Source organism: Cellulomonas sp. IC4_254 (assembly GCF_011603975.1).
Classification (GTDB): Bacteria; Actinomycetota; Actinomycetes; order Actinomycetales; family Cellulomonadaceae; genus Cellulomonas.
Map to the genome: position 1 here is coordinate 1 of NZ_JAANNB010000033.1, position 25,219 is coordinate 25,219.

Annotated in this window: 19 protein-coding genes; 12 read left to right on the forward strand and 7 right to left on the reverse strand. The window is 75.2% G+C overall.

Features of this window, described 5'->3' with window-relative positions; genetic code table 11:
* Positions 1 to 138 precede the first annotated feature (138 nt).
* On the reverse strand, positions 139 to 1,194 hold the full coding sequence (zapE, locus tag G6556_RS05500) for a cell division protein ZapE (RefSeq protein WP_346774737.1): 1,056 nt from the start codon (positions 1,192 to 1,194) through the stop codon (positions 139 to 141).
* A gap of 31 nt (positions 1,195 to 1,225) precedes the next feature.
* Between zapE and G6556_RS05505 the strand changes: the two genes are divergently transcribed.
* Both G6556_RS05505 and G6556_RS05510 read left to right on the forward strand, forming a co-directional pair.
* Positions 1,226 to 2,017, forward strand: a complete 792-nt coding sequence (locus tag G6556_RS05505) for a dihydrofolate reductase family protein (RefSeq protein WP_166939296.1) — start codon at positions 1,226 to 1,228, stop codon at positions 2,015 to 2,017.
* 49 nt (positions 2,018 to 2,066) lie between these two features.
* The gene (locus G6556_RS05510) at positions 2,067 to 2,552 is read left to right on the forward strand and encodes a hypothetical protein (protein WP_166939297.1); all 486 of its coding nucleotides are present in this window, start codon (positions 2,067 to 2,069) and stop codon (positions 2,550 to 2,552) included.
* Between the two features lie 83 nt (positions 2,553 to 2,635).
* Here G6556_RS05510 and G6556_RS05515 read toward each other — a convergent pair whose 3' ends face one another.
* Positions 2,636 to 3,907, reverse strand: coding sequence for a hypothetical protein (locus tag G6556_RS05515; protein WP_346774738.1), 1,272 nt, complete (start codon positions 3,905 to 3,907; stop codon positions 2,636 to 2,638).
* A complete protein-coding gene (gndA, locus tag G6556_RS05520; RefSeq protein ID WP_166939299.1) occupies positions 3,904 to 5,343 on the reverse strand; it encodes an NADP-dependent phosphogluconate dehydrogenase in 1,440 nt (479 codons plus the stop codon). The genes G6556_RS05515 and gndA overlap by 4 nt, the downstream gene beginning before the upstream one ends.
* Before the next feature lie 111 nt (positions 5,344 to 5,454).
* Between gndA and G6556_RS05525 the strand changes: the two genes are divergently transcribed.
* From G6556_RS05525 to G6556_RS05540, 4 genes are all read left to right on the forward strand, one after another.
* Complete coding sequence (locus G6556_RS05525; protein WP_166939301.1) at positions 5,455 to 6,036, forward strand: DUF3000 domain-containing protein; 582 nt, start codon at positions 5,455 to 5,457, stop codon at positions 6,034 to 6,036.
* A 137-nt stretch (positions 6,037 to 6,173) separates the two neighbouring features.
* Positions 6,174 to 6,749 (forward strand): LuxR C-terminal-related transcriptional regulator, encoded by a 576-nt coding sequence (locus G6556_RS05530; protein WP_346774739.1) that lies wholly within the window; start codon positions 6,174 to 6,176, stop codon positions 6,747 to 6,749.
* 98 nt (positions 6,750 to 6,847) lie between these two features.
* The gene (locus tag G6556_RS05535) at positions 6,848 to 8,170 is read left to right on the forward strand and encodes an HRDC domain-containing protein (RefSeq protein WP_166939302.1); all 1,323 of its coding nucleotides are present in this window, start codon (positions 6,848 to 6,850) and stop codon (positions 8,168 to 8,170) included.
* 237 nt (positions 8,171 to 8,407) lie between these two features.
* Positions 8,408 to 10,687 (forward strand): 3-hydroxyacyl-CoA dehydrogenase NAD-binding domain-containing protein, encoded by a 2,280-nt coding sequence (locus G6556_RS05540; protein WP_346774740.1) that lies wholly within the window; start codon positions 8,408 to 8,410, stop codon positions 10,685 to 10,687.
* A 31-nt stretch (positions 10,688 to 10,718) separates the two neighbouring features.
* Here G6556_RS05540 and pflA read toward each other — a convergent pair whose 3' ends face one another.
* The 4 genes from pflA to G6556_RS05560 all read right to left on the reverse strand — a co-directional run bounded on the left by pflA (position 10,719) and on the right by G6556_RS05560 (position 18,217).
* Positions 10,719 to 11,606 (reverse strand): pyruvate formate-lyase-activating protein, encoded by an 888-nt coding sequence (gene pflA, locus G6556_RS05545; RefSeq protein ID WP_166939304.1) that lies wholly within the window; start codon positions 11,604 to 11,606, stop codon positions 10,719 to 10,721.
* A gap of 118 nt (positions 11,607 to 11,724) precedes the next feature.
* Complete coding sequence (pflB, locus tag G6556_RS05550) at positions 11,725 to 13,992, reverse strand: formate C-acetyltransferase (RefSeq protein ID WP_166939306.1); 2,268 nt, start codon at positions 13,990 to 13,992, stop codon at positions 11,725 to 11,727.
* A gap of 160 nt (positions 13,993 to 14,152) precedes the next feature.
* Positions 14,153 to 16,036, reverse strand: coding sequence for a 1-deoxy-D-xylulose-5-phosphate synthase (gene dxs / locus G6556_RS05555; protein WP_166939308.1), 1,884 nt, complete (start codon positions 16,034 to 16,036; stop codon positions 14,153 to 14,155).
* A gap of 111 nt (positions 16,037 to 16,147) precedes the next feature.
* A complete protein-coding gene (locus G6556_RS05560; protein ID WP_166939309.1) occupies positions 16,148 to 18,217 on the reverse strand; it encodes a glycogen debranching N-terminal domain-containing protein in 2,070 nt (689 codons plus the stop codon).
* A gap of 189 nt (positions 18,218 to 18,406) precedes the next feature.
* Here G6556_RS05560 and G6556_RS05565 point away from each other — a divergent pair, with 189 nt between their 5' ends.
* The 6 genes from G6556_RS05565 (at position 18,407) to G6556_RS05590 (ending at position 25,213) form a co-directional block, all read left to right on the forward strand.
* On the forward strand, positions 18,407 to 19,435 hold the full coding sequence (locus tag G6556_RS05565; RefSeq protein ID WP_166939311.1) for a LacI family DNA-binding transcriptional regulator: 1,029 nt from the start codon (positions 18,407 to 18,409) through the stop codon (positions 19,433 to 19,435).
* A gap of 45 nt (positions 19,436 to 19,480) precedes the next feature.
* The gene (locus G6556_RS05570) at positions 19,481 to 20,755 is read left to right on the forward strand and encodes an extracellular solute-binding protein (RefSeq protein WP_166939313.1); all 1,275 of its coding nucleotides are present in this window, start codon (positions 19,481 to 19,483) and stop codon (positions 20,753 to 20,755) included.
* A gap of 5 nt (positions 20,756 to 20,760) precedes the next feature.
* A complete protein-coding gene (locus G6556_RS05575; protein WP_166939314.1) occupies positions 20,761 to 21,942 on the forward strand; it encodes a sugar ABC transporter permease in 1,182 nt (393 codons plus the stop codon).
* 101 nt (positions 21,943 to 22,043) lie between these two features.
* A complete protein-coding gene (locus G6556_RS05580) occupies positions 22,044 to 22,862 on the forward strand; it encodes a carbohydrate ABC transporter permease (protein WP_240933760.1) in 819 nt (272 codons plus the stop codon).
* A gap of 62 nt (positions 22,863 to 22,924) precedes the next feature.
* Entirely contained in the window at positions 22,925 to 24,379 is a 1,455-nt protein-coding gene (locus G6556_RS05585; RefSeq protein WP_166939318.1) for a GuaB1 family IMP dehydrogenase-related protein, read from the forward strand.
* 129 nt (positions 24,380 to 24,508) lie between these two features.
* Positions 24,509 to 25,213 carry a type 1 glutamine amidotransferase gene (locus tag G6556_RS05590; protein ID WP_166939320.1) on the forward strand — a complete coding sequence of 235 codons (705 nt, stop codon included), beginning with the start codon at positions 24,509 to 24,511 and terminating at the stop codon, positions 25,211 to 25,213.
* Positions 25,214 to 25,219: the final 6 nt, after the last annotated feature.

A 25,219-nucleotide genomic window follows, 5' to 3' on the forward strand; every position in this document is an offset into this window, starting at 1 on the left:
CCCCGCTCGGTCGCGGTCCTCGCCCCGTAGTCCCGCACCGCCGTTCGGAGACTCCGCGCGGGCCCGAGGTGGTCCGCGGGGCACCACGAGGGCCCGCGCACCTCTCCACCGCCGCGCGGAGCCTCCGAGCGCCGGCCCTCAGGTGCGGGAGGCGGCCTCCTGGCGACCGCGCTCGGCCAGGGCGCCCAGGCGGGACAGGGCCCGGTAGTACTTCTTGCGGTAGCCGCCCGCGAGCATCTGCTCGGTGAACAGGACTGACTCCCCCGCACCGCCCAGCAGCACGGGCACGTCCCGGTCGTACAGCCGGTCCACCAGCGACACCAGCCGCAGGGCGACGTCCTGGTCCGGCACCGGGCCGACGCCCGTCAGCCCGACCAGCGCCACCCCGTCGAGCAGCGCCCCGTACCGCGACGCGTGCACGGTCGACAGGTGCGCCAGCAGGTCGCCGAAGTCGTCCAGCGTCGCGCCGGCGACCCCTGCGGTCGCGGCCCGCACGGCGTCGTCGTCCAGCCCGGGCGCGTCGGTCACGGCCTCGCGCCGCCGGTAGTCCTGGCCGTCGATCCGGAGCACCTCGAACCGGTCGGAGAGGTCCTGGATCTCGCGCAGGAAGTCGTCGGCCGCGAACCGGCCCTCCCCGAGCGACTCGGGCAGCGTGTTCGACGTGGCCGCGAGCGCCACGCCCCGGTCGGTGAGCTCGCGCAGCAGCCGGGACATGAGCACGGTGTCGCCGGGGTCGTCGAGCTCGAACTCGTCGATGCAGACGAGCTTCCGGGTCGCCAGCGCGTCGACGGTTGGCCGGAACCCGAGGGCGCCGACCAGGTTGGTCCACTCCACGAACGTGCCGTACGCCGCCGCCTCCGGCCCGACCGCCGCGGCCAGCGAGGCGAGCAGGTGGGTCTTGCCGACGCCGAACCCGCCGTCGAGGTACACCGCGGGCACCGCGGCAGGCTTGCGCCGCAGCCGGCTCAGCAGGCCGCCGGACCCGCCCCCGCCGGTCAGCGCCGCGGCGACCTCGCGCAGCCGGGCCACCGCGGCGGCCTGGCTCGGGTACTCCGGGTCGGGCCGGTAGGTGTCGAAGGACTCGCCGGCGAAGTGCGGCGGCGGCACGCGCTCCGCGAGCAGGCGGTCGCGGCCGACGTCGGGGCGCCGGGAGGTCAGGCTCGCCGTCGTCGGCGTGGCGGGGCTGGGGCTCACGGCCGCACAGCCTACGACTAGCCTGACCGCCATGCCCCGCGAGCTCCCGCCCCTGGACGTGCTGCTGCCCCTCGACCGGTCGGGCACGAGGCTCGCCCCCGAGCACGGCGAGCCCGCCCTGCACGACCTGTACGCGCACCCGGCCCCCGCGGCCGGCCGGACGGCGGCGGTGCGGGCCAACATGATCGCCACCGTCGACGGGTCCGCCCAGGGCCCCGACGGGCGGTCGCGGAGCATCAACGGCCCCGCGGACTGGCGGGTGTTCCGGGTCATGCGGGCCGTCGCGGACGTGGTGCTCGTCGGGGCGGGCACGGCCCGCGCGGAGGGGTACACGCCGCTGGCCGTCCCCGCCGACCTGCGCGCGGCCCGCGCCGCCCGCGGCCAGGCGCCCGAGCTGGAGCTCGCCCTCGTCACCGCGTCCGGCGCGCTGCCCGAGGGCCTGCGCGGCACGCACCGGCCTCCGTACGTCGTCACCGTCCCCGGGAACCCGCGGCTCGCCGACCTGCGGGCTGAGCTCGGCGACGACCGGGTCCTGGTGGCCGGGGACGAGGCCGTCGACCTCGCCGCCGCCCTCGCCGCGCTCGGGGACCGCGGCCTGACCCGCGTGCTCGCGGAGGGCGGACCCCGCCTGCTCACCGACCTGGTGCGCGCCGGCCTGGTGGACGAGCTCTGCCTCACCACCAGCCCGCTGGTCGTCGGCGGCCCGGGCCTGCGGGCGGTGCAGGGGCCCGAGTGGCTCGAGCCGCTGACCGCCCGCCCGGCGCACCTGCTGCACGCCGACGGGATGCTGCTCGGCCGCTGGGTGCTGGGCTCGGCCGGCTGACGGCCGCGCCGCCCGGGTGAGCAGCGCCGACGCCCGCTAGGGTCGAGTCGTGACCGACACGATCCTGGTCCTCACGGAGGACACCCTCGCCGCCGCCGACGTCGCGCACATCGTCTCGCTGCACGACGGCGAGCAGCTGCGGTACCGCGTGCTCGTCCCCGCCGACACCGAGCGCAACGTGCTCGTCTCGCTCGTGGACCAGCTGAGCCTGGGCGAGCTCCGCGACGCGCTCGACACGGTGCTCGGCCGGGAGCCGAAGCCGACCGAGGCCACCGCCGACGCCGCCGAGCAGCTCGCCGACAGCCTGGCCGCGTTCGCCGACGCCGGCGTGACCGCGACCGGCACGGTCGTGGACGACGACCCGCTGCCCGCGCTGCAGGCCGCCGTCGCGTCCGAGGGCGCCCGCGAGGTGGTCGTCGTGACCTACCCGCACGCGCTCGAGGACACGTTCCACCGCGACTGGGCGTCCCGCGCCCGCGAGGAGCTGCACGTGCCGGTGCTGCACCTGTACTCGGGGACGTCCGAGCTCGGCTGAGACCGACCCGCACGCATAACGACGGCCGGCACCCCCGCTCGGGGGCACCGGCCGTCGCGCGTCGGGGCGTCGGGGCGCCGGGGTCAGAACCCCGTGCTGGTCGGCTCCGGGTAGAACCGGCGGAACTTGCGCACCTGGTTCAGCCCGGCGGCCAGCACGTACCAGCGCCGCTTGAGCCCGGCGTCGCGGCGGTACCGCAGCGGGTGCGCCACCCGCCCGGCGCGGATCAGCCCGCGCACCTTCCCGGCCAGCGCCGGGTCCAGCACGTACCGCAGCAGCAGCCGGTGCGGCAGGATCGAGTACAGCACCTCGGTGTCGACCACGACCGGCTCGACCGCGCGGTCCAGGACCCGGTCCTCGACCAGGAACCGCGCGACGTTCGCCCCGGCGGCCGTCACGTAGTAGTTGTTCCGGCCGATGCGGGGGTTCACCTCGAAGAACCGGAACGACCCGTCGCGCGGGTCGACCTTCACGTCGAAGTTCGCGAACCCGACGTAGCCCACGCCGCGCAGGAACGCCGCCGCCTGGTCGAGCATCCCCTGCTCCCGGGTCACGACCATCGCGGCCGGGTTCCCCAGGCCGGACGGGGTGTGCTCCTCGAGCAGCACGTGCGCGGAGGCCAGCAGCGTGATCGAGCCGCGGGAGTCCACGTACGCCGTGATCGACCGCATCTGCGTGTCGTCGCCCGGCACGAGCTCCTGGACGACGAACCGCCCCCGGTAGCCCGCGCCGCGCAGCGACGCCCACAGCGCGTCGAGCTCGTCCGCCGAGGCGATCTCGAAGACCTTCTTCTTCCCCGGGAACTCGACCTCCTGGTAGTCGGCGCTGCTGGCCGCCTTGGCGATCAGCGGGTAGCCGACGTCCACCGGGACCGGCGCCCAGGCCGGGTCGTCCGCGAGGGCGAAGTCCTGGACGATCGTCCGCGGCACGGCCAGGCCCAGCTCCGTCGCGATCTCCGCGAACGTGGCCTTGTCGGACAGCCGGTCCATCAGCTCCTCGCCGAGGAACGGCACCACGTAGTGCGGCTCGAGCTCGGCGCGGTGCTGCACGACGACGCGGACCAGCCAGTCCGAGTTCGCCAGCAGCACGAGCCGCTTCCCGGCCTGCTCGCGGGCCACCTCCAGCACGGCGTCGACGAGCTGGCGCGGGTCGTGCCCGTCGGCGACGAGCCGGTTGTCCACGATCCGCGAGTCGGCGACCGGCCCCAGGGCCGCCCCGCTCACGACGATCGACCGGACGCCGTACGCCTCGTGGAACGCGCGCGCGAGCGCGTACACGCCGATGTCGGCGCCGAGCATGACGGGCTGCAGGTCACGCAGCGCGTCGGTGCCCGGCGCCGGCGTCGCGGCGCTCACGCCTCGTGCTCGGCGCGGTCGCCGGACCACTCGGTGTGGAACGTCCCGTCCTTGTCCACGCGCTTGTAGGTGTGCGCGCCGAAGAAGTCGCGCTGCGCCTGGATCAGCGCCGCGGGCAGCCGCTCGGCACGGACGCCGTCGTAGTACGACAGCGAGGACGAGAACGCCGGGGTCGGCACGCCGGCCAGCGCGGCCTGCGCGACGACCCGGCGCCACGCGGCGACGCCGTTGCCCACCGCGCCGGTGAAGTACTCGTCGGCGAGCAGCAGCGGCAGGTCCGCGTCCCGCTCGTACGCCTCGGTGATCCGGTTGAGGAAACGGGCGCGGATGATGCAGCCGCCGCGCCAGATGCGGGCCATCGCGCCGCGGTCGATGTCCCAGCCGTTCTCGGCGGACGCCGCGGCGATCTGGTCGAAGCCCTGCGAGTACGCGACGACCTTGGACGCGTACAGCGCCAGGCGGACGTCCTCGATGAACGCGTCCCGGTCCGCGACCTCGAACGTGCCGGCGTGCGCGGGCAGCGTGCCGCGGGCCGCGGTGCGCTGCGGGACGGACCCGGACAGGGCGCGGGCGAACGTGGCCTCCGCGATGCCGGTGATCGGCACGCCCAGGTCCAGGCCGTTCTGCACGGTCCAGCGGCCGGTGCCCTTCTGCTCCGCCTGGTCCAGCACGACGTCCACGAACGCGGCGCCGGTCTCGGCGTCGACCTGGGACAGCACCTCGGCGGTGATCTCGATGAGGAACGACTCGAGGTCGCCCTCGTTCCAGGTCCGGAAGATGTCGGCGATCTCGGAGGCGCTGGCGCCCAGGCCCTGCTTGAGCAGGTCGTAGGCCTCCGCGATCAGCTGCATGTCGGCGTACTCGATGCCGTTGTGCACCATCTTGACGAAGTGGCCGGCGCCGTCGGGGCCGACGTAGGTGCAGCACGGGGTGCCGTCCACCTTGGCCGAGATGTCCTCGAGGATCGGGCCCAGGACCTCGTACGACTCGCGGGAGCCGCCCGGCATGATCGACGGGCCGTTCAGGGCGCCCTCCTCGCCGCCGGACACGCCGGTGCCCACGAAGTGCAGCCCCTTCTCGCGCAGCGCGGCCTCGCGGCGGCGGGTGTCCGGGAAGTGCGCGTTGCCGGCGTCGATGACGATGTCGCCCTCGTCCAGCAGCGGCACCAGCTCCTCGATGACCGCGTCGGTCGCCGCGCCCGCCTTGACCATGATGATCACCTTGCGCGGCCGCTCCAGCGACGCCACGAACTCCTCGGTCGTCACCGACGGCACGAAGGTGCCCTCGGTGCCGTGGTCGGCGATCAGCGAGTCCGTCTTCGCCTGGGAGCGGTTGTGCACCGCGACCGTGTAGCCGTGCCGGGCCAGGTTGCGGGCGAGGTTGCGGCCCATCACGGCCAGGCCGGTGACGCCGATCTGTGCGGCGGGTGCAGACATGCGCGGGTGCTCCTTCGAAGGGGTGCCAGGGCAGGATCACCCTAGTCCGGGCGCTCCCCGCCCGGCGTGCCGCGACCGCAGGTCGAGAGCGTCCGCCCTACGCTCGGCGCTGTGAGCACCGGCCCCCGCGACGCGCCACCGGAGTTCCTGCGCGCCCTGCGGTCGCTGCGGGGGGTGACCCTGCGCCCCGAGGTGTCCCTCGAGGAGGCGCCCGGGCCCGCGCGCATCGCCCCGTACACCGCCGCCCTGGTCGCCGACGTCCGCAGCGGCCGCCGGGACCCCGAGGCCGAGGAGCTGGCGTCCGGCCGGTTCGTCGTGCTGCACGACCCCGCCGGCCAGGAGGCCTGGGACGGGGCGTTCCGGCTCGTGACCCTCGTGCGCGCCACGCTGGAGCCCGAGGTCGGCCAGGACCCGCTGCTCGCCGAGGTCGCCTGGAGCTGGTTCTCCGACGCGCTGGCCTCCGCCGACGTCGACGCCCGCGCGGCCGGCGGCACCGTGACCCGGGTGCTGTCCCAGTCGTTCGGCGCCCTGGACGAGCGCCCGGAGCTCTGCGAGCTCGAGCTGCGCGCCTCCTGGACGGCCCGGGACGAGGACCTGGCCCCGCACCTGCGCGCGTGGGGCACCCTGCTGTGCACGGTCGCCGGGCTGCCGCCGCTGCCCGAGGGCGTCGTCGCGCTGGGTCCCCGGCACTAGGCGGCCCGGCGTCCGGGGTGCGGGCACCCGTGACATCCGGGTCACGGGCGGGTCACGATGTCACCCGATCTGCTCAAGACACCGGGGCGGCGGGCCGATAGAGGGGGCAAGTGTTGGACCGTCAAGGGGGCACCGTAGTGAGCATCGAGCCGATTCGACGAGGCACCGGCCTGGCGCCGGGCGTCCCGGGTGCCCGCACGGGCGCGGTCGCCACCCAGGCGCGCCGCCCGGCCTCGCAGGGCGCCGGCACCGGCACCGACCCGCGCCGGCGGCCCCTCGGCCAGATGTGCGTCGTGGTCACCGAGCTCGCCGAGGGCGACGGGCAGACCCTCGTGCGCAACCTGCGCCGCCGCGGCTCCGGCCGCGTCATCCTGCTCGCCCGCCGCGCCGGCCGCCGCGACCTCGTCGGCCTGCTGACCGGCGGCCTCCGGGGCGCGGTCGCCACCGAGCCCAACGCGACCGTCGGCCAGCCCGGCGCCGCCCCCGGCGCGGTGCCGTCGCCGTTCGCGCGCACCCGCCCCGACCTGACCTCGCGCGAGCTGAGCGTCCTGCGCCTGGTGGCCGACGGGTTCAGCAACCGCGCCATCGGCGACGAGCTCGGCCTGTCCGCGCTCACCGTCAAGAGCCACCTCGCGCGCATCTCGCGCAAGCTCGGCACCGGCGACCGCGCCGCGCTGGTCGCCATCTCCATCCGCACCGGCCTGCTCGCCTGAGCGCACGGGCCGTGCCGGACACCGCGCCGCGCACCGCACCCGGCGCCGCGCCTGCGCGCCGGGACGGGAGCGGCGCCCCGACGGCCTACGGTTGTCCCATGCAGTCAGTCCCGCACCCGGCCGGTACCCCGGCCGAGGAGTCCAGCGCCCCGGCCGGCGCCGACCACGACGTCCCGGCGGACGCCCCCGTGCCGACGGGGCCCGAGCCCGCCGCCGTCGTCCCCCTGACCGAGCCCGCCGAGGGCGTGCCCGCCGTCGTCGACACCCCCGAGGCCTTCGCCCGCGTGGTCGAGGCGTTCGGCGCGGGCACCGGCCCCGTCGCCGTGGACGCCGAGCGCGCGTCCGGCTACCGCTACGGCCAGCACAACTACCTGGTGCAGGTCCGCCGCGAGGGCGCGGGCACCGCGCTGATCGACCCGGTCGCGCTGCCCGACCTGTCGCCGCTGTCCGACGCCCTGGTCGGCGTCGAGTGGGTGCTGCACGCCGCGTCCCAGGACCTCGGCGCGCTCGCCGAGCAGGGCATGCGCCCGTCGCGCGTCTTCGACACCGAGCTCGGCGCCCGGCTGCTCGGGCTCGAGCGCGTGGGTCTCGCCGCCGTCGTCGCCGAGCTGCTCGGCCTCGGGCTCGCCAAGGAGCACTCCGCCGTCGACTGGTCCACCCGCCCGCTGCCCGAGCAGTGGCTCCGGTACGCCGCGCTCGACGTCGAGGTGCTGGTCGAGCTGCGCGAGGTGCTCGCCGAGCGGCTCGCCGTCGCCGGCAAGGCGCAGTGGGCCGCCGAGGAGTTCGAGGCCGTGCGCCTCGCGGGACCCCCCGCCCCGCGCGTCGAGCCCTGGCGCCGGGTGTCCGGCGTGCACGCCATCCGCGACCCGCGCCGCCTCGCCGTCGTCCGCTCGCTGTGGGAGACCCGCGACGAGAACGCCCGCCAGCGGGACATCTCCCCCGGCCGCGTGCTGCCCGACGCCGCGATCGTCGCCGCCGCGCAGGCGCTCCCCCGGTCCGTCCCACAGCTCGTCGCGCTGCCGCAGTTCTCCGGCAAGGGCACCCGGCGGCGCGCCGCGCTCTGGCAGCGCGCCATCGACACCGGCCTGCAGCTGCCCGACGACCAGCTGCCCAGCAGCCGCGGGCCGCGCACCGACGCCCCGCCGCCGCCGCGCGCCTGGGCCGACCGCGACCCGGCCGCCGCCGCCCGGCTCACCGCCGCGCGCGCCGTCGTCGCCGAGCTCTCCGAGACGCACACCGTGCCCGCCGAGAACCTGCTGCAGCCGGACCTGCTGCGCCGGGTGTGCTGGGCCCCGCCGACCCCCGCCGACGAGGCGCACCTCGCCGAGCGGCTGACCGCCGGCGGCGCGCGCCCGTGGCAGGTCGGCCTGCTGGCCCCGCGCCTCGCGGAGGCGTTCGCCGCGGTGGCCACCCCGGCCTGACGCCCCGCCCGGCGCCCCGCCGCGCGGCCGCAGCCGTCCCCCTTCCGCCGAGTGAGTAAGAACCGCGCCGAGTGTGTATCCGCCGGGTACCCACTCGGCGCGTTTCTTGCACAGTCGGCGCCGGAAGAGCCGCGCGGCACCCGCGCATGCGCCCAGGCCACCCGCTGACCTGCGGGGCCGCGGCGCGCCGCCGCCGTCGCACCGCGACAGCGCGGGGCGGCGGCGTTAGGGTCGCGGGTGTTCCGACCGGACACCGTCGTCCCCTGGGAGTGCTGCATGCGTCACGCCGCCACCGAGCCGTCCCCGTCGTCCGCCCCGCGCGACCCCGCCGCACCCGGCACCGCGGGCACGCCCGCACCCGCCGCGCCCACGGCCGCCGCGGCCGCCGCGCGCGACCTGCCCGGCGAGGCCGACGACCACGTCCTGCGCGTGACGACCCGGGACGTCGACCTGCCGGACGGCGCCGGCGTGCTGACCCTGCTCACGCTCACCGCGACCGACGAGCGCCGCCCCACCACCCTCGGCCCGCGTGGCCTCACGGTGCTGCGCGAGGCCCTGGACGCCGTGCGCGCCCGCGCGGAGGCCGGCGAGATCGCCGCCGTGGCCGTCACCGGCCGCCCGGGCTGCTTCGTCGCCGGCGCGGACCTGTCCGTCGCGCGGCGCCTGGACGGCCTGGCGCAGACCCGTGCGCTCGCCGAGGCCGGGCACGCCGCGCTGCGACCGCTCGGCGAGCTGCCGGTCCCGACGTTCGCCTGGCTGACCGGGCACGCGCTCGGCGGCGGCCTGGAGCTCGCGCTGCACTGCGACCACCGGGTCGCGGCCGCCGGCATCCGGTCGATCGGGCTGCCGGAGGCCTCGCTCGGCATCGTGCCGGGCTGGGGCGGCTCCTGGCTGCTCCCCCGCCTCGTCGGCCTGCCCGCGGCCGTCGATCTCGCGGTGCTGCGCCCGCTGGCGAACAACCGGCTCACGACCGCGGAGCAGGCGCTGGAGCTCGGCCTGGTCGACACGGTGCTGCCGGTCGAGGGCTTCGAGCAGTCGGCGCTCGCGTGGACCGCCGGCGTGCTGGGCTCCGGCTCCCCGGACCGCCGCGGTGCCGCCGTGCCGCCCGTCCCGGAGGGCGAGACCGACCCGGTCACCCGCGCGGCCGCGACGCTGGACGCCCGGCTGCACGGCGCCGCACCCGCGTACGCGCACGCCCTCGACCTGCTCGCCCGTGCCGGCTCCCGCGAGCGGGAGGCGGGCTTCCGCGCGGAGGACGACGCGCTGTCCCGGCTGCTGGCGTCCGACGAGGCCCGCGCCGCCCTGTACGCCGCGGAGCTCACCGGCCGGGGCGCGCGACGCGCGGCGCGGGCCGAGTCCGACGGCCCTGCGCCGCGCGAGGTCCGCCGGGTCGGCATCGTCGGCGCCGGGCTCATGGCGGCCCAGCTCGCCGTCCTGCTCGGGTCGCGGCTCGGAGTGCCGGTGGCGATGCGCGAGGTCGACGAGGAGCGCGCCGCGGCCGGCCGGGAGCGCGTCCGCGACCTCGTGGAGTCCGCCGTGCAGCGCGGCCGGCTGCCCCAGGACACGGGCCGGGCGCTGCTCGACGGCGTGCGGGTCGGCACCGACCTGGCCGATCTCGCGGACGCCGACCTGGTCGTCGAGGCCGTCACCGAGGTGCTCGACGTGAAGCGCGCGGTGTTCGCCGAGGTGGAGGCCCTGGTCCGCCCCGACTGCGTGCTGGCCACCAACACGTCCGCACTGTCGGTGACCGCGATGGCGGACGGCCTCGTGCACCCGGAGCGGGTCGTCGGGCTGCACTTCTTCAACCCCGTGGCGCAGATGCCGCTGGTGGAGGTCGTCGCGACCGACGCGTCCGACCCCGCCGCGCTGGCCACGGCGGTCGACGTCGCGCGCCGCGCGGGCAAGACCGTCGTCCGCACCACCGACCGGCCGGGGTTCGTCGTGAACCGGGTGCTGCTGCGGATGCTCGCGGACGTGCTCGGCGCGGTCGAGGACGGCACGCCGGTCGAGGCCGCCGACGCCGCGCTGCGACCGCTCGGCCTGCCGATGAGCCCGTTCGCGCTGCTGCAGCTCGTCGGCCTGCCGGTGGCCCGGCACGTCCTGGTGACGCTGCACGACGAGCTCGGCGACCGCTACCCCCGGTCCGTCGGGCTGGACGCCCTGGTCGAGCAGGGCCGCACGGTCGCGCGACCGGGTCCCGCGGGCCTCCCGGTCGTCGACCCCGCGATCCAGGACGTCTTCGGTGCGCCGACGGCGGGCGGGACGCGGGCCGAGCAGGAGGGTGCCGTGCTGGACCGGGTCGCCCGCGGGCTGGCGGAGGAGATCGGCGCGCTGCTCGACGAGGGCGTGGTGCCGTCCGCCGACCAGGTGGACCTGGCGATGCTGCTCGGCGCCGGCTGGCCCGCGCACCTCGGCGGGATCTGCCCGTGGCTGGACCGGACCGGCTGGTCCGAGCGCGTGCTCGGGCGCCGGCTGCTGCCGCCGGGCGTGGCCGACGCGAGCGCCGTGGCGGCCTGACGCGGGGGGCGCCGCCCGGCGCCCGCACCGCTCAGAACACCGTCAGCCCGCGGTCCCGGAACTGCTGCCGCACCCGGGCCACCAGCTCGGGGCTCGGCGGCTGGGTGTCCTCCAGCTCGTAGGTCAGGCCGAGGCTCTGCCACTTGTCCCGGCCCATCTGGTGGAACGGCAGCACCTCGACGCGGCTGACGGTGGACAGCGTGGCGACGTAGTCGGCGACCGCGTCGACGTTCTCCGGCGCGTCCGTGAGCCCGGGCACCAGCACGAACCGCACCCAGATCTCGGTGCCGCTCGCGGCGACCCGGCGGCCGAAGTCGAGCGTGGGCTGCAGATCGCGCCCGGTCGTCTTCTTGTAGGTCTCCGGGATGCCCGACTTCACGTCGAGCAGCACCAGGTCGATGTCGGCGAGCATCGCGTCCGAGCAGTGCGCGCCCAGGTAGCCGGAGGTGTCGATCGCGGTGTGCACGCCGAGGTCCTTGGCGCCGCGGAGCAGCCGCGCCACGAACGCCGGCTGCATGAGCGGCTCGCCGCCGGAGATCGTGAGCCCGCCGCCGGTCACCGCGAACACCGGCACGTAGCGCTTGATCCGGCGCAGCAGCTCCTCGGCGAGCACCGGCTCGCCGCGGCGCATCTCCATCGTGTCGGGGTTGTGGCAGTACAGGCAGCGCAGCGGGCAGCCGGCCAGGAACGTCGTGAGCCGGGTGCCGGGGCCGTCGACCGCGGTGACGAGCTCCCAGGAGTGCAGCGACCCGAGCTCGCCGGCGCGCATCTGCGCGAACTTCTCGCTGCGCTCCGCGTCGCTGACCGCGAGGCCTGCGGTGCCGGCCGTGGATCGCTCGTGCGAGCCGCCGGTGACGGGCAGGCCCAGCTCGATGACGGGGGCGCCGCCCTCGCCGACGACGGACTGGCTGCTGCTCATGGGTCGCGACCTCCTCGCGGGGTCCTGCTGGGTGGTGCGGTGGAACGGGTGCTGCGGGTGGCGGGCCGCCCGGCCCGGGGCTGCTCCCCCGGGCCGGGCGGTGGTCCGCCGGTCGGCGTCAGATGCCGCCGTGGAACGTCCGGGACAGCACGTCGAGCTGCTGCTCGCGGGTCAGCCGCACGAAGTTCACGGCGTAGCCCGACACCCGGATGGTGAGCTGCGGGTACTTCTCGGGGTGCTCCATGGCGTCCTCGAGCGTGTCCCGGTTGAGGACGTTGACGTTCAGGTGGTAGCCGGAGGACACGTTGTACGCGTCCATGAGGCCCACCAGGTTCGCCACCTGCTCCTCCTTGGTGCGGCCGAGGCCCGAGGGCACGACCGTCGAGGTGAGCGAGATGCCGTCCATCGCCTCGGAGTACGGCAGCTTCGCGACCGACATCGCCGAGGCGAGCATGCCGTGCGAGTCGCGCCCGTTCATCGGGTTGGCGCCCGGGGCGAACGGCTCGCCGGCGCGGCGGCCGTCGGGGGTGTTGCCCGTGGCCTTGCCGTAGACGACGTTCGACGTGATCGTCAGCACCGACTGCGTGTGCAGCGCGTTCCGGTAGGTCTTGTGCTGCCGGATCTTCTCCATGAACGCCTTGGTGATGCCCACGGCGATGTCGTCGGCGCGGTCGTCGTCGTTGCCGTACTTCGGGAAGTCGCCCTCGATCACGTAGTCCGTGACCAGGCCGTCCTCGTCGCGCACCGGCGTGACCTTGGCGTACTTGATGGCCGACAGCGAGTCAGCCACGACCGACAGGCCGGCGATGCCGCAGGCCATGGTCCTCAGGATCTGCCGGTCGTGCAGCGCCATCTCGAGCCGCTCGTACGCGTACTTGTCGTGCATGTAGTGCACGCAGTTCAGCGCGTCGACGTAGGTCTCGGCCAGCCAGTCGAGCAGCTTGTCGTACTTCGCCGCCACGTCCTCGTAGTCGAGCACGTCGCCCTCGACCGGCGCGGACACCGGCGCGACCTGCTTGCCGGAGACCTCGTCGCGACCGCCGTTGATCGCGTACAGCAGCGCCTTGGCGATGTTGACCCGGGCGCCGAAGAACTGCATCTGCTTGCCGACCCGCATCGGGGACACGCAGCAGGCGATCGCCGCGTCGTCGCCCCACGAGGTGCGGATGAGGTCGTCCGACTCGTACTGGATGGCCGACGTGTCGATGGAGACCTGCGCGCAGAACTTCTTGAAGCCCTCGGGCAGCCGGTTGCTCCACAGCACGGTCAGGTTCGGCTCCGGGGCCGGGCCGACGTTGTACAGCGTCTGCAGGAACCGGAACGACGTCTTGGAGACCAGCGAGCGGCCGTCCTCGCCGATGCCGCCGATCGACTCGGTGACCCAGGTCGGGTCGCCGGAGAACAGCTGGTCGTACTCCGGGGTCCGCAGGAAGCGGACGATGCGCAGCTTGATGACGAAGTCGTCGATGAGCTCCTGGGCGAACTCCTCGGTGATCGCGCCCGACGCGAGGTCGCGCTGCAGGTACACGTCGAGGAAGGTCGACGTGCGGCCCAGCGACATCGCCGCGCCGTTCTGCTCCTTCACGGCGCCGAGGTAGGCGAAGTACAGCCACTGCACGGCCTCGCGGGCGGTGGTCGCCGGCTTGGAGATGTCGTAGCCGTAGGAGGCGGCCATCTGCTTGAGCTCGACGAGCGCGCGGATCTGCTCCGCGTTCTCCTCGCGGTCCCGGATGACGTCCTCGACCGACGGCTCCATGTCCATCTCGTGCCGCTCGAGGCGCTTGGCCTCGATCAGCGCGTCGACGCCGTACAGCGCCACGCGGCGGTAGTCGCCGATGATGCGGCCGCGGCCGTAGGCGTCGGGCAGGCCGGTGATGATGTGCGACGAGCGCGCGGCCCGGACGTTCGGGGGGTACACGTCGAAGACGCCGTCGTTGTGCGTCTTGCGGTAGGTGGTGAAGATCTTGGCGACCTCGGGGTCGACGTCGTAGCCGTAGGTCTCGAGGCTCTTCTCGACCATGCGCCACCCGCCGTTGGGGATCATGGCGCGCTTGAGCGGGGCGTCGGTCTGCAGGCCGACGATGAGCTCGTTCTCCTGGTCGATGTAGCCGGCCGGGTGCGAGACGATCGTCGACGGGGTGTGGTTGTCGATGTCGTAGACGCCCTTGGCCCGCTCGGCCGGGAACATCGCGCTGAGCTTCGCCCAGATGCCGGTCGTGCGCTCGGTGGGGCCGGCGAGGAAGTCGGCCTCGCCGGTGTACGGCGTGTAGTTGCGCTGGATGAAGTCGCGGACGTCGATCCCGTCACACCAGGGTCCGGTGACGAATCCGTCCCAGGCCGGCGCGGTGGCGTCGGTCCCGGTGGGGGTGGTTGCTGTGGTGGACATCTGAAGCTCCCTCGCTGAGTGCGTCGTACTTGCGACGCTATTCACGAGGTCATGGGATGTCTTGGGACCGAGGTCCCCCGCCCTCGTCAGGGGCGCGGATCCGCCGCGTGACGGTGCTCACGTCGCGGACGCAGGTCCCGTCGTGGCCGCGGCGCGGGCGTCAGGACGCGGCGCCGAGCGCCGCCAGCACGTCGCGCGCGAGGTCCGGCGCCGTGAGCCGCAGCCCGGTCAGCAGCTCGTCCCGGCTGGCGTGCTCGAGGTACTGCCGCGGGACCCCGAACGCCTGCACCGGCGTCGCGATCCCGGCGTCCCGCGCCCGCAGCCCGACCGCGGACCCGACGCCGCCCTCGCGGACGCCGTCCTCGATCGTGACCGCGTGGTCGTGCTCCCCCACGAGCTTCACCAGCGCGGCGGGCACGGGCAGCACCCACCGCGGGTCGACGACCGTCACCCGCAGCCCGTGCTGCGCCAGCAGCTGCCCCAGCGCCAGGGCCGTGCGCGCCATCGCGCCCACGCCGCACACCAGCACGGACCGCGCGCCGTCCGGGCCGGCGTGCCGCGCGAGCACGTCCACCCCGTCCACGTCGTCCACCGCCGGCAGCGCCTCGGTCAACGCGCCCTTCGGGTAGCGCACCACGGTCGGGGCGTCGTCCACGTCCACGGCCGTCCGCAGCGCCGCGCGCAGCGTGTCCTCGTCGCGCGGGGCGGCCAGCCGCAGCCCCGGGACCACGCCCAGCACCGCCAGGTCCCACATGCCGTTGTGCGACGCGCCGTCGTCCCCGGTCAGCCCGGCGCGGTCCAGCACGAACGTCACGCCCGCCCGGTGCAGGCCGACGTCCATCAGCACCTGGTCGAAGGCGCGGTTGAGGAAGGTCGCGTACACGGCGACCACCGGGTGCAGCCCGGCGAACGCCATGCCCGCGGCCGTGGTCACGGCGTGCTGCTCGGCGATCCCGACGTCGAACGTCCGGTCCGGGTACGCCTCGGCGAACGGCGCGAGGCCCACCGGCTGCAGCATCGCCGCCGTGATCGCCACGACGTCGGGGCGGCGCCGGCCGATCCGGACGATCTCGTCCGCGAACACCCCTGTCCAGCCGAACCGGGACGGCGCGACCGGCAGCCCCGTCTCCGGGTGGATCTGCCCGACGGCGTGGAACCGGTCGGCGACGTCCTGCTCGGCCGGCGTGTACCCGCGGCCCTTCTCGGTGATCACGTGCACGATGACCGGTCCGCCGAACGACCGCGCCCGGCGCAGCGCGAACTCCACGGCCGCCTCGTCGTGGCCGTCGACCGGCCCGACGTACTTCAGCCCGAGGTCCTCGAACATGCCCTGCGGGGCGACGACGTCCTTGATGCCCTTCTTCAGGCCGTGCAGCGCGTCGTACGCCACCCGCCCGGGCGGGCCGGACCGGCGGAGCGCCTGCCTGCCCCACGACAGCACGGTCTCGTAGCCGCGAGTGGTGCGCAGCGCGTCCAGGTGCAGGGCGAGCCCGCCGATCGTCGGCGCGTAGGACCGGCCGTTGTCGTTCACCACGACGACCAGGCGCCGGTCCGCGCCGTCCGCGATGTTGTTGAGCGCCTCCCAGGCCATGCCGCCGGTGAGCGCGCCGTCGCCGACGACGGCCACCACGTGCCGGTCGGACCGGCCGGCGAGCACGTTCGCCCGCGCGATGCCGTCCGCCCAGGACAGCGCGGTCGAGGCGTGCGAGTTCTCGACCACGTCGTGCTCGGACTCGGCCCGGCTCGGGTACCCCGAGAGCCCGCCGCGGCGGCGCAGCCGGCCGAAGTCCTTCCGCCCGGTCAGCAGCTTGTGCACGTAGGCCTGGTGCCCGGTGTCGAACACCAGCGTGTCCCGCGGCGACTCGAACACCCGGTGCAGCGCGATCGTCAGCTCGACCACGCCGAGGTTCGGCCCGAGGTGCCCGCCCGTGCGGGACACCTGGTCGACCAGGTAGCCGCGGATCTCGGCGGCCAGCGCCCGGACCTGCCCGGCGCTGAGCGCGCGGAGGTCGGCCGGGGACCCGATCTGGTCCAGCAGCCCCATGTCCCACCGCCCGTCGCCGTCGTCCGCGCGGCCCGCGCACGAGAGGGCCCACCTTACGGGGCGGGGTCGTCGCGGTCGCGGGCGACGTGCCCGCGACCGGGTGCCGTCCGCTCAGGACCGCAGGTGCACCGCCACGTCGGCCTCGGCCTCCACCTGGACGGAGCCGTCCGCGCCCACCCGCACGGCGAGCGGCCGCCCGCCGAGCCGCAGCCCGCGGACGGACACGGCGCCCAGCGGCGACGGGGCCGGCGGCGCCACGACGAGCCGGCCGCCCGGCACGTCGGGGGCGAGCCCGAGCCCCGCGCCGAGCACCGACACCGCCGCCGCCGCGGACCACGCCTGCGGGCGGCACGCCGCGGGGTACGGCACCGCGCGCGGCACCGTGCCGCGGGCGTCGCCGCCGTACAGCTCGGGCAGCCGCTGGTCGAAGTCCTGCGCGGCGGCGAGCAGCCCCTCCGCCAGCGCGGCGGCCTCCCGGGCGTGCCCGGCGCGGGCCAGGCCCTGGACCACGATCGCGGTGTCGTGCGGCCAGACGGCCCCGCCGTGGTACCGCAGCGCCCAGTAGCCGGCCGACCCCGTCGACATGGTGCGCAGGCCGTAGCCGGAGTCCATGTCCGCGCCGACCAGGCGCGCGGCGACCGTCGCCTCCTCCTCGGCCGACAGGATGCCGGTGCCGAGCAGGTGGCCGATGTTCGACGTCACGGTGTCGACGACCCGCTTGTCGGCGTCCAGGGCGATGCCCGGGTACGCGCCGCGCTCGTCGGTCGTCCAGAACGACGCCCGGAACCGCTCGGCGAGCTCCGCGGCCCACGCCCGCCACCGGTCGCCGCCCTCGCGGCCGAACGCGTCGAGCAGCGCCGCGCCGGCGACCGCGGCCTCGTGGGCGTAGCCCTGCACCTCGGCGAGCGCGATCGGCCCGGTCGCGAGGCCGCCGGCCTTCCACTGCACCGAGTCGCCCGAGTCCTTCCAGCCCTGGTTCGCCAGGCCGGAGCCCGTCTCGTCGACGTACTCGAGGAACCCGTCCCCGTCGGAGTCGCCGTGGTCGGACATCCAGGCCAGCGCCCGCTCCATGGCGGGGAGCAGCGCCTCGACCTCCTCGGCCGGCATGCCCCAGCGCCAGGCGTCGTGCAGCAGGCAGACCCACAGCGGCGTCGCGTCGACCGTGCCGTAGTACACCGGCGGCAGCACCGTGCCCTCCCCGGGCATGGACAGCTCCGCGCGGCGGACCTCGTGCAGGATCTTGCCGGGCTGCTCGGCCGTCGCCGGGTCGGTGGTGGTGCCCTGCAGCGCCGCGAGGGTGCGCAGGGTGCCGGCCGCCAGCTCGGTGCCGAGCGGCAGCAGCATCCGCGCCGCCCAGATCGAGTCCCGGCCGAACAGCGTGAAGAACCACGGGGCCCCCGCGGCCAGGAAGACGTCGTCCGGCGCGAACCGGGCGCTCAGCCGCAGGGTGCCGAGGTCGGCGAGGGCCTGGTCCAGCAGCGCGGGCAGCCGGCGGTCCGCCGCCTCGACCTGCAGCGGCTGCCACTCCGGATCCCGGCGGCGCGGCGCGGTGACGGGACCGGCCGCGTCGGTGACGTCGAGGGACCAGGTGGCCGTGACCGGCATCTCCGTGCTCGCCGTGACGTCCCACGCCAGCCGGACGGTGCCGTCCCCGTCCACCGCGACCGCGGCGCCGGGGGCGGTGAGCACCGCCGCCACGTCCGCGTCGGCCTGCCAGCGGGCGCCGTCGGCGGTGCGCTCCGGCGTCGGGGCGGCCTGCACGGCCGCGCCCGACTTGATCCAGTCCATCGGGGTGCCGTCCGGGCGCAGCGCCACCTCCAGGCGCGCGGCCACCGGGTCCGCCGTGGAGCAGGACAGCGTCAGCGTCTCCGTCACCCGGCCCGGCACGACCTCGCGGAGCCGCTCCACCCGGGCCGTCGGGTCGGCGCCGGGGCCGTCGACCGTGCGGGCGAGCAGCACGGTCCGGGCGCGCCCCGGGCCGTCCGCGCCCGACGCCACGGCCTCGGGCGCGGTCCCGCCGACGGTCAGCCGCGCGCCGGACAGCACGCGCACGTCGCCGTGGTAGACGCCCTGGGCGCCGCGACCGTCCGCCAGGCCGATCTGGCCGTCGGCGTCCGACCACGCCTGCGTGGGCGCGTGGACGGCGACCAGCAGGTCGTGCAGCAGGGGCTGGAGCTCCATGGGTACCTCGTCGTTCGGGGGTGTGCGGTGGTCGCGTGGGCGGCCCGCCGAGACCGGATCGTGACCCCGGGCGGCCCCGCCCGGCTTGACAGGCCCGGGGGCGCTGGCAACTCTAGGGGCATTCGTTTGAGCGTTCCAATCGCAACTTGGAACGATCATATGCACACCGACCGCCGCGAGGGAGCGCCCATGGACGCCACGACGAGGCCGACGCTGGAGAGCGTGGCCCAGCGCGCCGGCGTGTCCCGGCAGACCGTGTCGAACGTGCTCAACGCGCCGCACCTCGTGCGCGCCGACACCACCGACCGGGTCCGCGCCGCCATCGACGCGCTGGGCTACCGGCCCTCGGCCGCCGCCCGCCAGCTGCGCACCGGCCGGTCCCGCGTCCTCGGCCTGCGGCTGGAGCCGGTGCACGACGGCATCAACGGCGCCGTGCTGGACCGGTTCCTGCACGCGCTGACCGAGAGCGCCCAGGCGCGCGGCTACCGCGTCATGCTGTTCACGGCGCACGACGACGCGGGCGAGATCGCCCAGTACCGGGAGCTGCTCGACACGGCGGACCTGGACGCGTTCGTGCTCACCAGCACGCACCGCGACGACGTGCGGGCCGCCTGGCTCGCCGAGCGCGACGTGCCGTTCGTGACCTTCGGCCGCCCGTGGGGCGCGCGGCCCGCCGGCGCCGGCGCCCACCCGTGGGTCGACGTCGACGGCGCGGCGGGCACCCGCGCGGCCGTGGACCACCTGCGCCGGCTCGGCCACGAGCGGATCGCCTACCTCGGCTGGCCCGACGGCTCGGACGTCGGCGAGGACCGCGCCGCCGGGTGGGCCGCCGCGATGGTCGACGCCGGGCACGACGCGTCCCTGCTGCGGCGGCTGCACGCCCGCGTCCCCGACGGCGTCGCCGCCGGTGCCCAGGCGACCGAGCGGGTGCTCGCCGACGCGGCGCCCACCGCCGTCGTCTGCGCCTCCGACTCCCTCGCCCTCGGCGCCCTCACCGTCGCCCGCAGCCAGGGCACGACGCTCGCCGTCGTCGGGTTCGACGACACGCCCGTCGCGGCCGCCGTCGGCCTGACGTCCGTCGCCCAGCCGCTCTCCGAGGCCGCGCAGCGCGCCCTCGACCTGCTGCTCGACCAGCTCGACGGCACCGGCGGGACCCGCAGCCGCGAGGTCCTCCTGGCACCGCACCTCGTCGAGCGCGCGTCCAGCCGCACCCCCTGACGACACCCACCCTCCGTGCACGACCCCCTGAAGGAGAGAACCCCCATGCAGCACCGCATCCCCGCGCGAGGACGGCGCCTCCTGGCGTCCACCGCCGTCGGCGCAGCCGGCGTCCTCGCCCTGTCCGCCTGCGGCGGCGGCTCCGGCTTCGACGACGACGGCGCCGACGCCGCGTCCACCGAGGGCGGCGGCTCGCTCAGCATCCTCATCGGCTCGTCCGGCGACGCCGAGACCGACGCCGTCAAGGAGGCCGTGGCCGCCTGGTCCGAGGAGTCCGGCGTGGACGCGACGGTGCAGGTCGCCTCCGACCTGACCCAGGAGCTGAGCCAGGGCTTCGCGTCCGGCGACCCGGCCGACGTGTTCTACGTCAGCGCCGACCAGTTCCAGACCTACGCCGCCAACGGCTCGCTGTATCCGTACGGGTCCGAGCTCGACAACGCGGACGACTTCTACCCCTCGCTGGTGGAGCAGTTCACCTACGACGACCAGCTGGTGTGCGCCCCGAAGGACTTCTCGACGCTCGGCCTGGTGATCAACACGACCGCCTGGGAGGCCGCGGGCCTGACGGACGCGGACGTCCCGACCACCTGGGACCAGCTGACCGACGTCGCCGGGAAGCTCACCACCGGCGACCAGGTCGGCCTCGGCTTCTCCGGCGAGTACGCCCGCGTCGGCGCGTTCCTCGCTCAGGCCGGCGGCTCGCTGGTCAGCGCGGACGGCACCGAGGCCACCGCCGACTCCGCCGAGAACGTCGAGGGCCTCACCTACGTCCAGCAGCTGCTCGCGTCCGGGTCCGCGGCCTACGCCGCCGACCTCGGCACCGGCTGGGGCGGCGAGGCGTTCGGCACCGGCGCGGCCGCCATGACGATCGAGGGCAACTGGATCACCGGCGCGATGGAGAACGACTACCCGGACGTCGACTACCAGGTCGTCGAGCTGCCCGCCGGCCCGGCCGGCCAGGGCACCCTGCAGTTCACCAACTGCTGGGGCGTCGCCGCCGACTCCTCGAACCAGTCCGACGCGGTCGACCTGGTGCAGTACCTGACCGCCACCGACCAGCAGCTCGCGTTCTCCGAGGCGTTCGGCGTCATGCCGTCCGTGCAGTCGGCGGCGGACGGCTGGAAGGAGCTGTTCCCGGAGATGACCGCGTTCATCGACTCGGCCGACTTCGCGCAGAACGTCGTCAACGCCCGCGGCGCCGCGGACGTCATCACGGACTTCAACGCCCAGCTCGAGGGCCTGAAGACCGGCGACCCGGCCGCGATCCTCGGCTCGGTGCAGACGAACCTGCAGGCCGTCCTCGACGAGAACGCGTCCTGACGACCATGTCGACCGCGGCGGTGCCGCTCCGCCGCCGGCGTCGCGGCCCCGGGTCAGCCCGGGGCCGCGAGGCCGCGTCGGGGTGGCTGTTCCTCACCCCGATGCTCGTCATCCTGGGGCTGTTCCTCGTCGTGCCCGTGCTCATGGCGCTCTGGGTCAGCCTGTCCGACTGGACCGGCCGCGGCAGCCCGCTGTCGTCCGACGTCGGCTTCGTCGGGCTCGACAACTACCGGCGCCTGCTGCTCGGCGGCGGCCTCGCCACCCAGGACTTCGGCACGGCCATGCGCAACAACGCGTACTACGTGCTGCTCGTCGTGCCGCTGCAGACCGCGCTCGCCCTGTTCCTCGCGACGATGGTCAACCGGGCCGCGCTGCGCGGGAAGGGCTTCTTCCGGACGGCGTTCTACTTCCCCTCCGTGACGTCCTCGGTGGCGATCACCGTGCTGTGGTTGTTCCTGTTCTCCGCGTCCGGCACGATCAACGCGATCCTCGCGACGCTGTCGATCACCGGGCCGAACTGGTTCAACGACCCGCAGGGCGTGATCCACCTGCTGCTCGGCACCGTCGGCGTGGACGCCGCGCCCGCCGCGCTCGCGCAGCACGGGTTCCTCGGCATCTCGCTCTGGGAGTGGGCCGCCGGCCCGTCCGTCGCGATGACCGCGTTCATCCTGCTGGCGATCTTCACCACCTCGGGCACGTTCATGCTGCTGTTCCTCGCGGCGCTGCAGGCCGTGTCCCACGAGGTCGAGGAGGCCGCCGTCATGGACGGCGCGAACGCCCGGCAGCGGTTCTTCCGGGTCACGCTGCCGATGCTGAAGCCGACCGTGTTCACCGTCGTGACGCTCGGCCTGATCGGCACCTGGCAGGTGTTCGACCAGATCTACACCGGCACTCAGGGCGGCCCCGCGAAGACCACCCTGACCCCGGCGTACCTGTCGTACACCGCGGCGTTCCAGAACAACGAGTGGGGCCGCGGCGCCGCGATCGCGTTCGTGCTGTTCGCGATCATCGTGCTGCTCACCGTGCTGCAGCGGATCGTGCTGCGCGAGCGCGACGTGCCCCGCCGCAAGCGGTTCCTCCGGGACCCGCCCGCTCCCCCGGCCGCCGTCGCCGGGACCGCCGCGACGACCGGCGGGCCGGGCGCGGCCACCACGACCTCCACCTCCACGACCGGGAGCGACCGATGACCGCCGCCACCGTCTCCAGCGGCACCCGGGGCGCGTCCGGCGGGCCGGCCGGGCGCACCGGCGGGGGCGCCGTCCCGCGAGCGCGCCGCAGCCGGCGCCGGATGCTCGCGACGTCCTTCACCTACGCGGTGCTGGTCGTCCTGGCGATCCTGTACGTCTACCCGTTCCTCATCCAGGTGGCGACGTCCTTCAAGACCGACGCCGAGGCCGCGCAGAACGCCATCTCGCTGATCCCGCAGACCTGGTCGACCGCCGCGTACGAGCGGCTGTTCCTGCGCTCGGACTTCCCGCTGTGGTTCCGGAACTCCGTCGTCGTCACCGTGGTCGTCACCATCGGGCGGGTGCTCATCAACTCGCTCGCCGGGTACGCCCTCGCCCGGCTGCGGTTCCGGGGCCGGGCGCTGGTGTTCGCCGGGCTGGTCGCCGTCATGGCGGTGCCGAACGTCGTGCTGCTCATCCCGAAGTTCCTCGTGATCAAGCAGGTCGGGATCTACAACTCGTTCGCCGGCCTGATCATCCCGCTGCTCGCGGACGCCGCCGGCATCTTCATCATGAAGAACTTCTTCGAGTCGATCCCGCCGTCGGTCGAGGAGGCCGCCCGGATGGACGGCGCCGGGACGTTCCGGGTGTTCTGGTCCGTCGTGCTGCCGATGGCCCGGCCCGCGCTGGTCACCATCGTCATCCTGTCGTTCCAGGGCTCGTGGAACGAGCTGTCGCACTTCATCGTGGCGTCCCAGGACCCGCAGCTCGTCACGCTCACCAAGGGCGTCGCGCAGCTCGCGTCCGGCCAGCTGTCCCAGGGCACGCAGTACCCGCTCAAGCTGGCCGCCGCGGCCATCATGACGATCCCCGTCGCCGTGCTGTTCTTCGTGTTCCAGAAGCGGATCATGAACCAGAGCGCCGGTGCTGTGAAGGAGTAGTGCGTACCCGGGTAGGGGGCCACGGGGGGCGGGTAGCATCGGGCGGAAAGGGGAACACACCTATGCGCTTCCTGCCCGGGCACCAGCCCTCCTCCGACCTCACCTACGGCGACGTCTTCCTCGTCCCGTCGCGGTCCGAGGTCGCCTCCCGCTTCGACGTCGACCTCGCGGCGTCCGACGACACCGGCACCACCATCCCGGTCGTCGTCGCCAACATGACCGCCGTCGCCGGCCGTCGGATGGCCGAGACCGTGGCGCGCCGCGGCGGCCTCGCCGTGCTGCCGCAGGACGTGCCGACCGAGGTCGTCGCCGACGTCGTCGCGTCGGTCAAGGCCAAGCACACCGTGGTCGAGAGCGCCGTCGTGGTGTCCCCGCAGGACACCGTGCACACCGCGCTCACCCTGATCGGCAAGCGGGCGCACGGCGCGGCCGTCGTGGTCGAGGGCGACCGTCCCGTCGGCGTCGTCACCCCCGCCGACTGCGAGGGCGTCGACCGGTTCACCCAGATCGCCGACGTCATGTCCGGCGACCCGACGACCGTCGAGCTGTCCGTGGTCGAGTCCGGCGGCGTCGCCGGCCTGGAGGCCGCGTTCGAGCGGCTGCACGGCTCGCGCCGCAAGTTCTCCCCCGTCGTCCGCGACGGCCGCCTCGTCGGCGTGCTCACCCAGGTCGGCGCGCTGCGCTCGTCGATCTACACCCCCGCGCTCGACGCGCAGGGCCGGCTGCGCGTCGCCGCCGCCGTGGGCGTGAACGGCGACGTCAAGGGCAAGGCCGCCGCGCTGCTCGACGCCGAGGTCGACGTCCTGGTCGTCGACACCGCCCACGGCCACCAGCGCAAGATGCTCGACGCCCTCGAGGCCGTCCGCTCGCTCGACCCGCGGGTCCCGGTCGTCGCCGGCAACGTCGTCACCGCCGAGGGCACCCGCGACCTGATCGCCGCGGGCGCCGACATCGTCAAGGTCGGCGTGGGCCCCGGCGCCATGTGCACCACCCGGATGATGACCGCCGTCGGTCGCCCGCAGTTCTCCGCCGTCCTCGAGTGCGCCGCCGCCGCCCGCGAGCTCGGCAAGCACGTCTGGGCCGACGGCGGCGTCCGGCACCCGCGCGACGTGGCCCTCGCGCTCGCCGCGGGCGCGTCGCAGGTCATGGTCGGGTCCTGGTTCGCCGGCACCCACGAGTCCCCCGGCGACCTGCACGCCGACGGCTCCGGCCGGCTCTACAAGGAGAGCTTCGGCATGGCCTCCGCCCGCGCGGTCGCCGCGCGCACCCGCGGCGGTTCCGCGTTCGACCGCGCGCGCAAGGCGCTCTACGAGGAGGGCATCTCGTCCTCGCGGATGTACCTGGACCCCGAGCGCCCCGGCGTGGAGGACCTGCTCGACCGGATCACCTCCGGCGTCCGGTCCTCGTGCACCTACGTCGGTGCCACCTCGCTCGACGAGTTCGCCGAGCGGGCCGTGGTCGGCATCCAGTCCGCCGCCGGGTACGACGAGGGGCGGCCGCTGCCCGACGGGTGGTGACCGGACGGCGCGGCGCCGGGTGGGCGCGCGCCTGACGTGCCGACGGGCCCGGGCCGGGGTCGCGAGTCCCCGGCCCGGGCCCGTCCGCGTCCCGGCCGCGCCGCGCCGCGCACCGGTTAGGGTCGCGTCGTGACCTCGCCGCGCCCCGTCCTCGTCCTCACGCACGTCGCGCACGAGGGGCCGGGCCTCGTCGCCCGCGCGCTCGACGGCCTGCCGATCACGACCCGGACCGTCCTGGACGACCCGTCGCCGCGGCTGCCCGCCGTCGCCGACCTGGCCGGGCTCGTCGTCATGGGCGGCCCCCAGGACGCGGACGACGACGCCGGCCACCCCGGCCTCGCCGCCGAGCGCCGGCTGCTGGCGGAGGCCGTGGACGCCGGGGTGCCGACCCTGGGCGTGTGCCTCGGCATGCAGCTCCTGGCGCTCGCGCTCGGCGCGCCGCTGCACCGCCGGAACGGCACCGAGATCGGCTTCGCCCCGGTCGACGTCGTCGCCCACGACCCGCTGCTCGCCCCGGCGGGCCCGCGCCCCACCGTGCTGCACTGGCACGCGGACGCCGTCGACCTGCCCGCCGGGGCCACCCTGCTCGCCTCGACGGAGGTCACCCCGGTGCAGGCGTTCCGCGCCGGGTCGGCGGTCGGCACGCAGTTCCACCTCGAGGTCGACGCGACGGTGCTGGACCTCTGGCTGGCGACCCCGCAGATGGTGGCCGACCTGGAGCCCGACGAGGTCGCCGCGATCCGGCTCGGCTCCCGGCAGCACCTCGCCGCGCTGCGGCCCGGCGCCGACCTCGGGCTGGCGTCGTTCGCGGACGCGGTGCGGGAGCGGGCGTGACCGAGG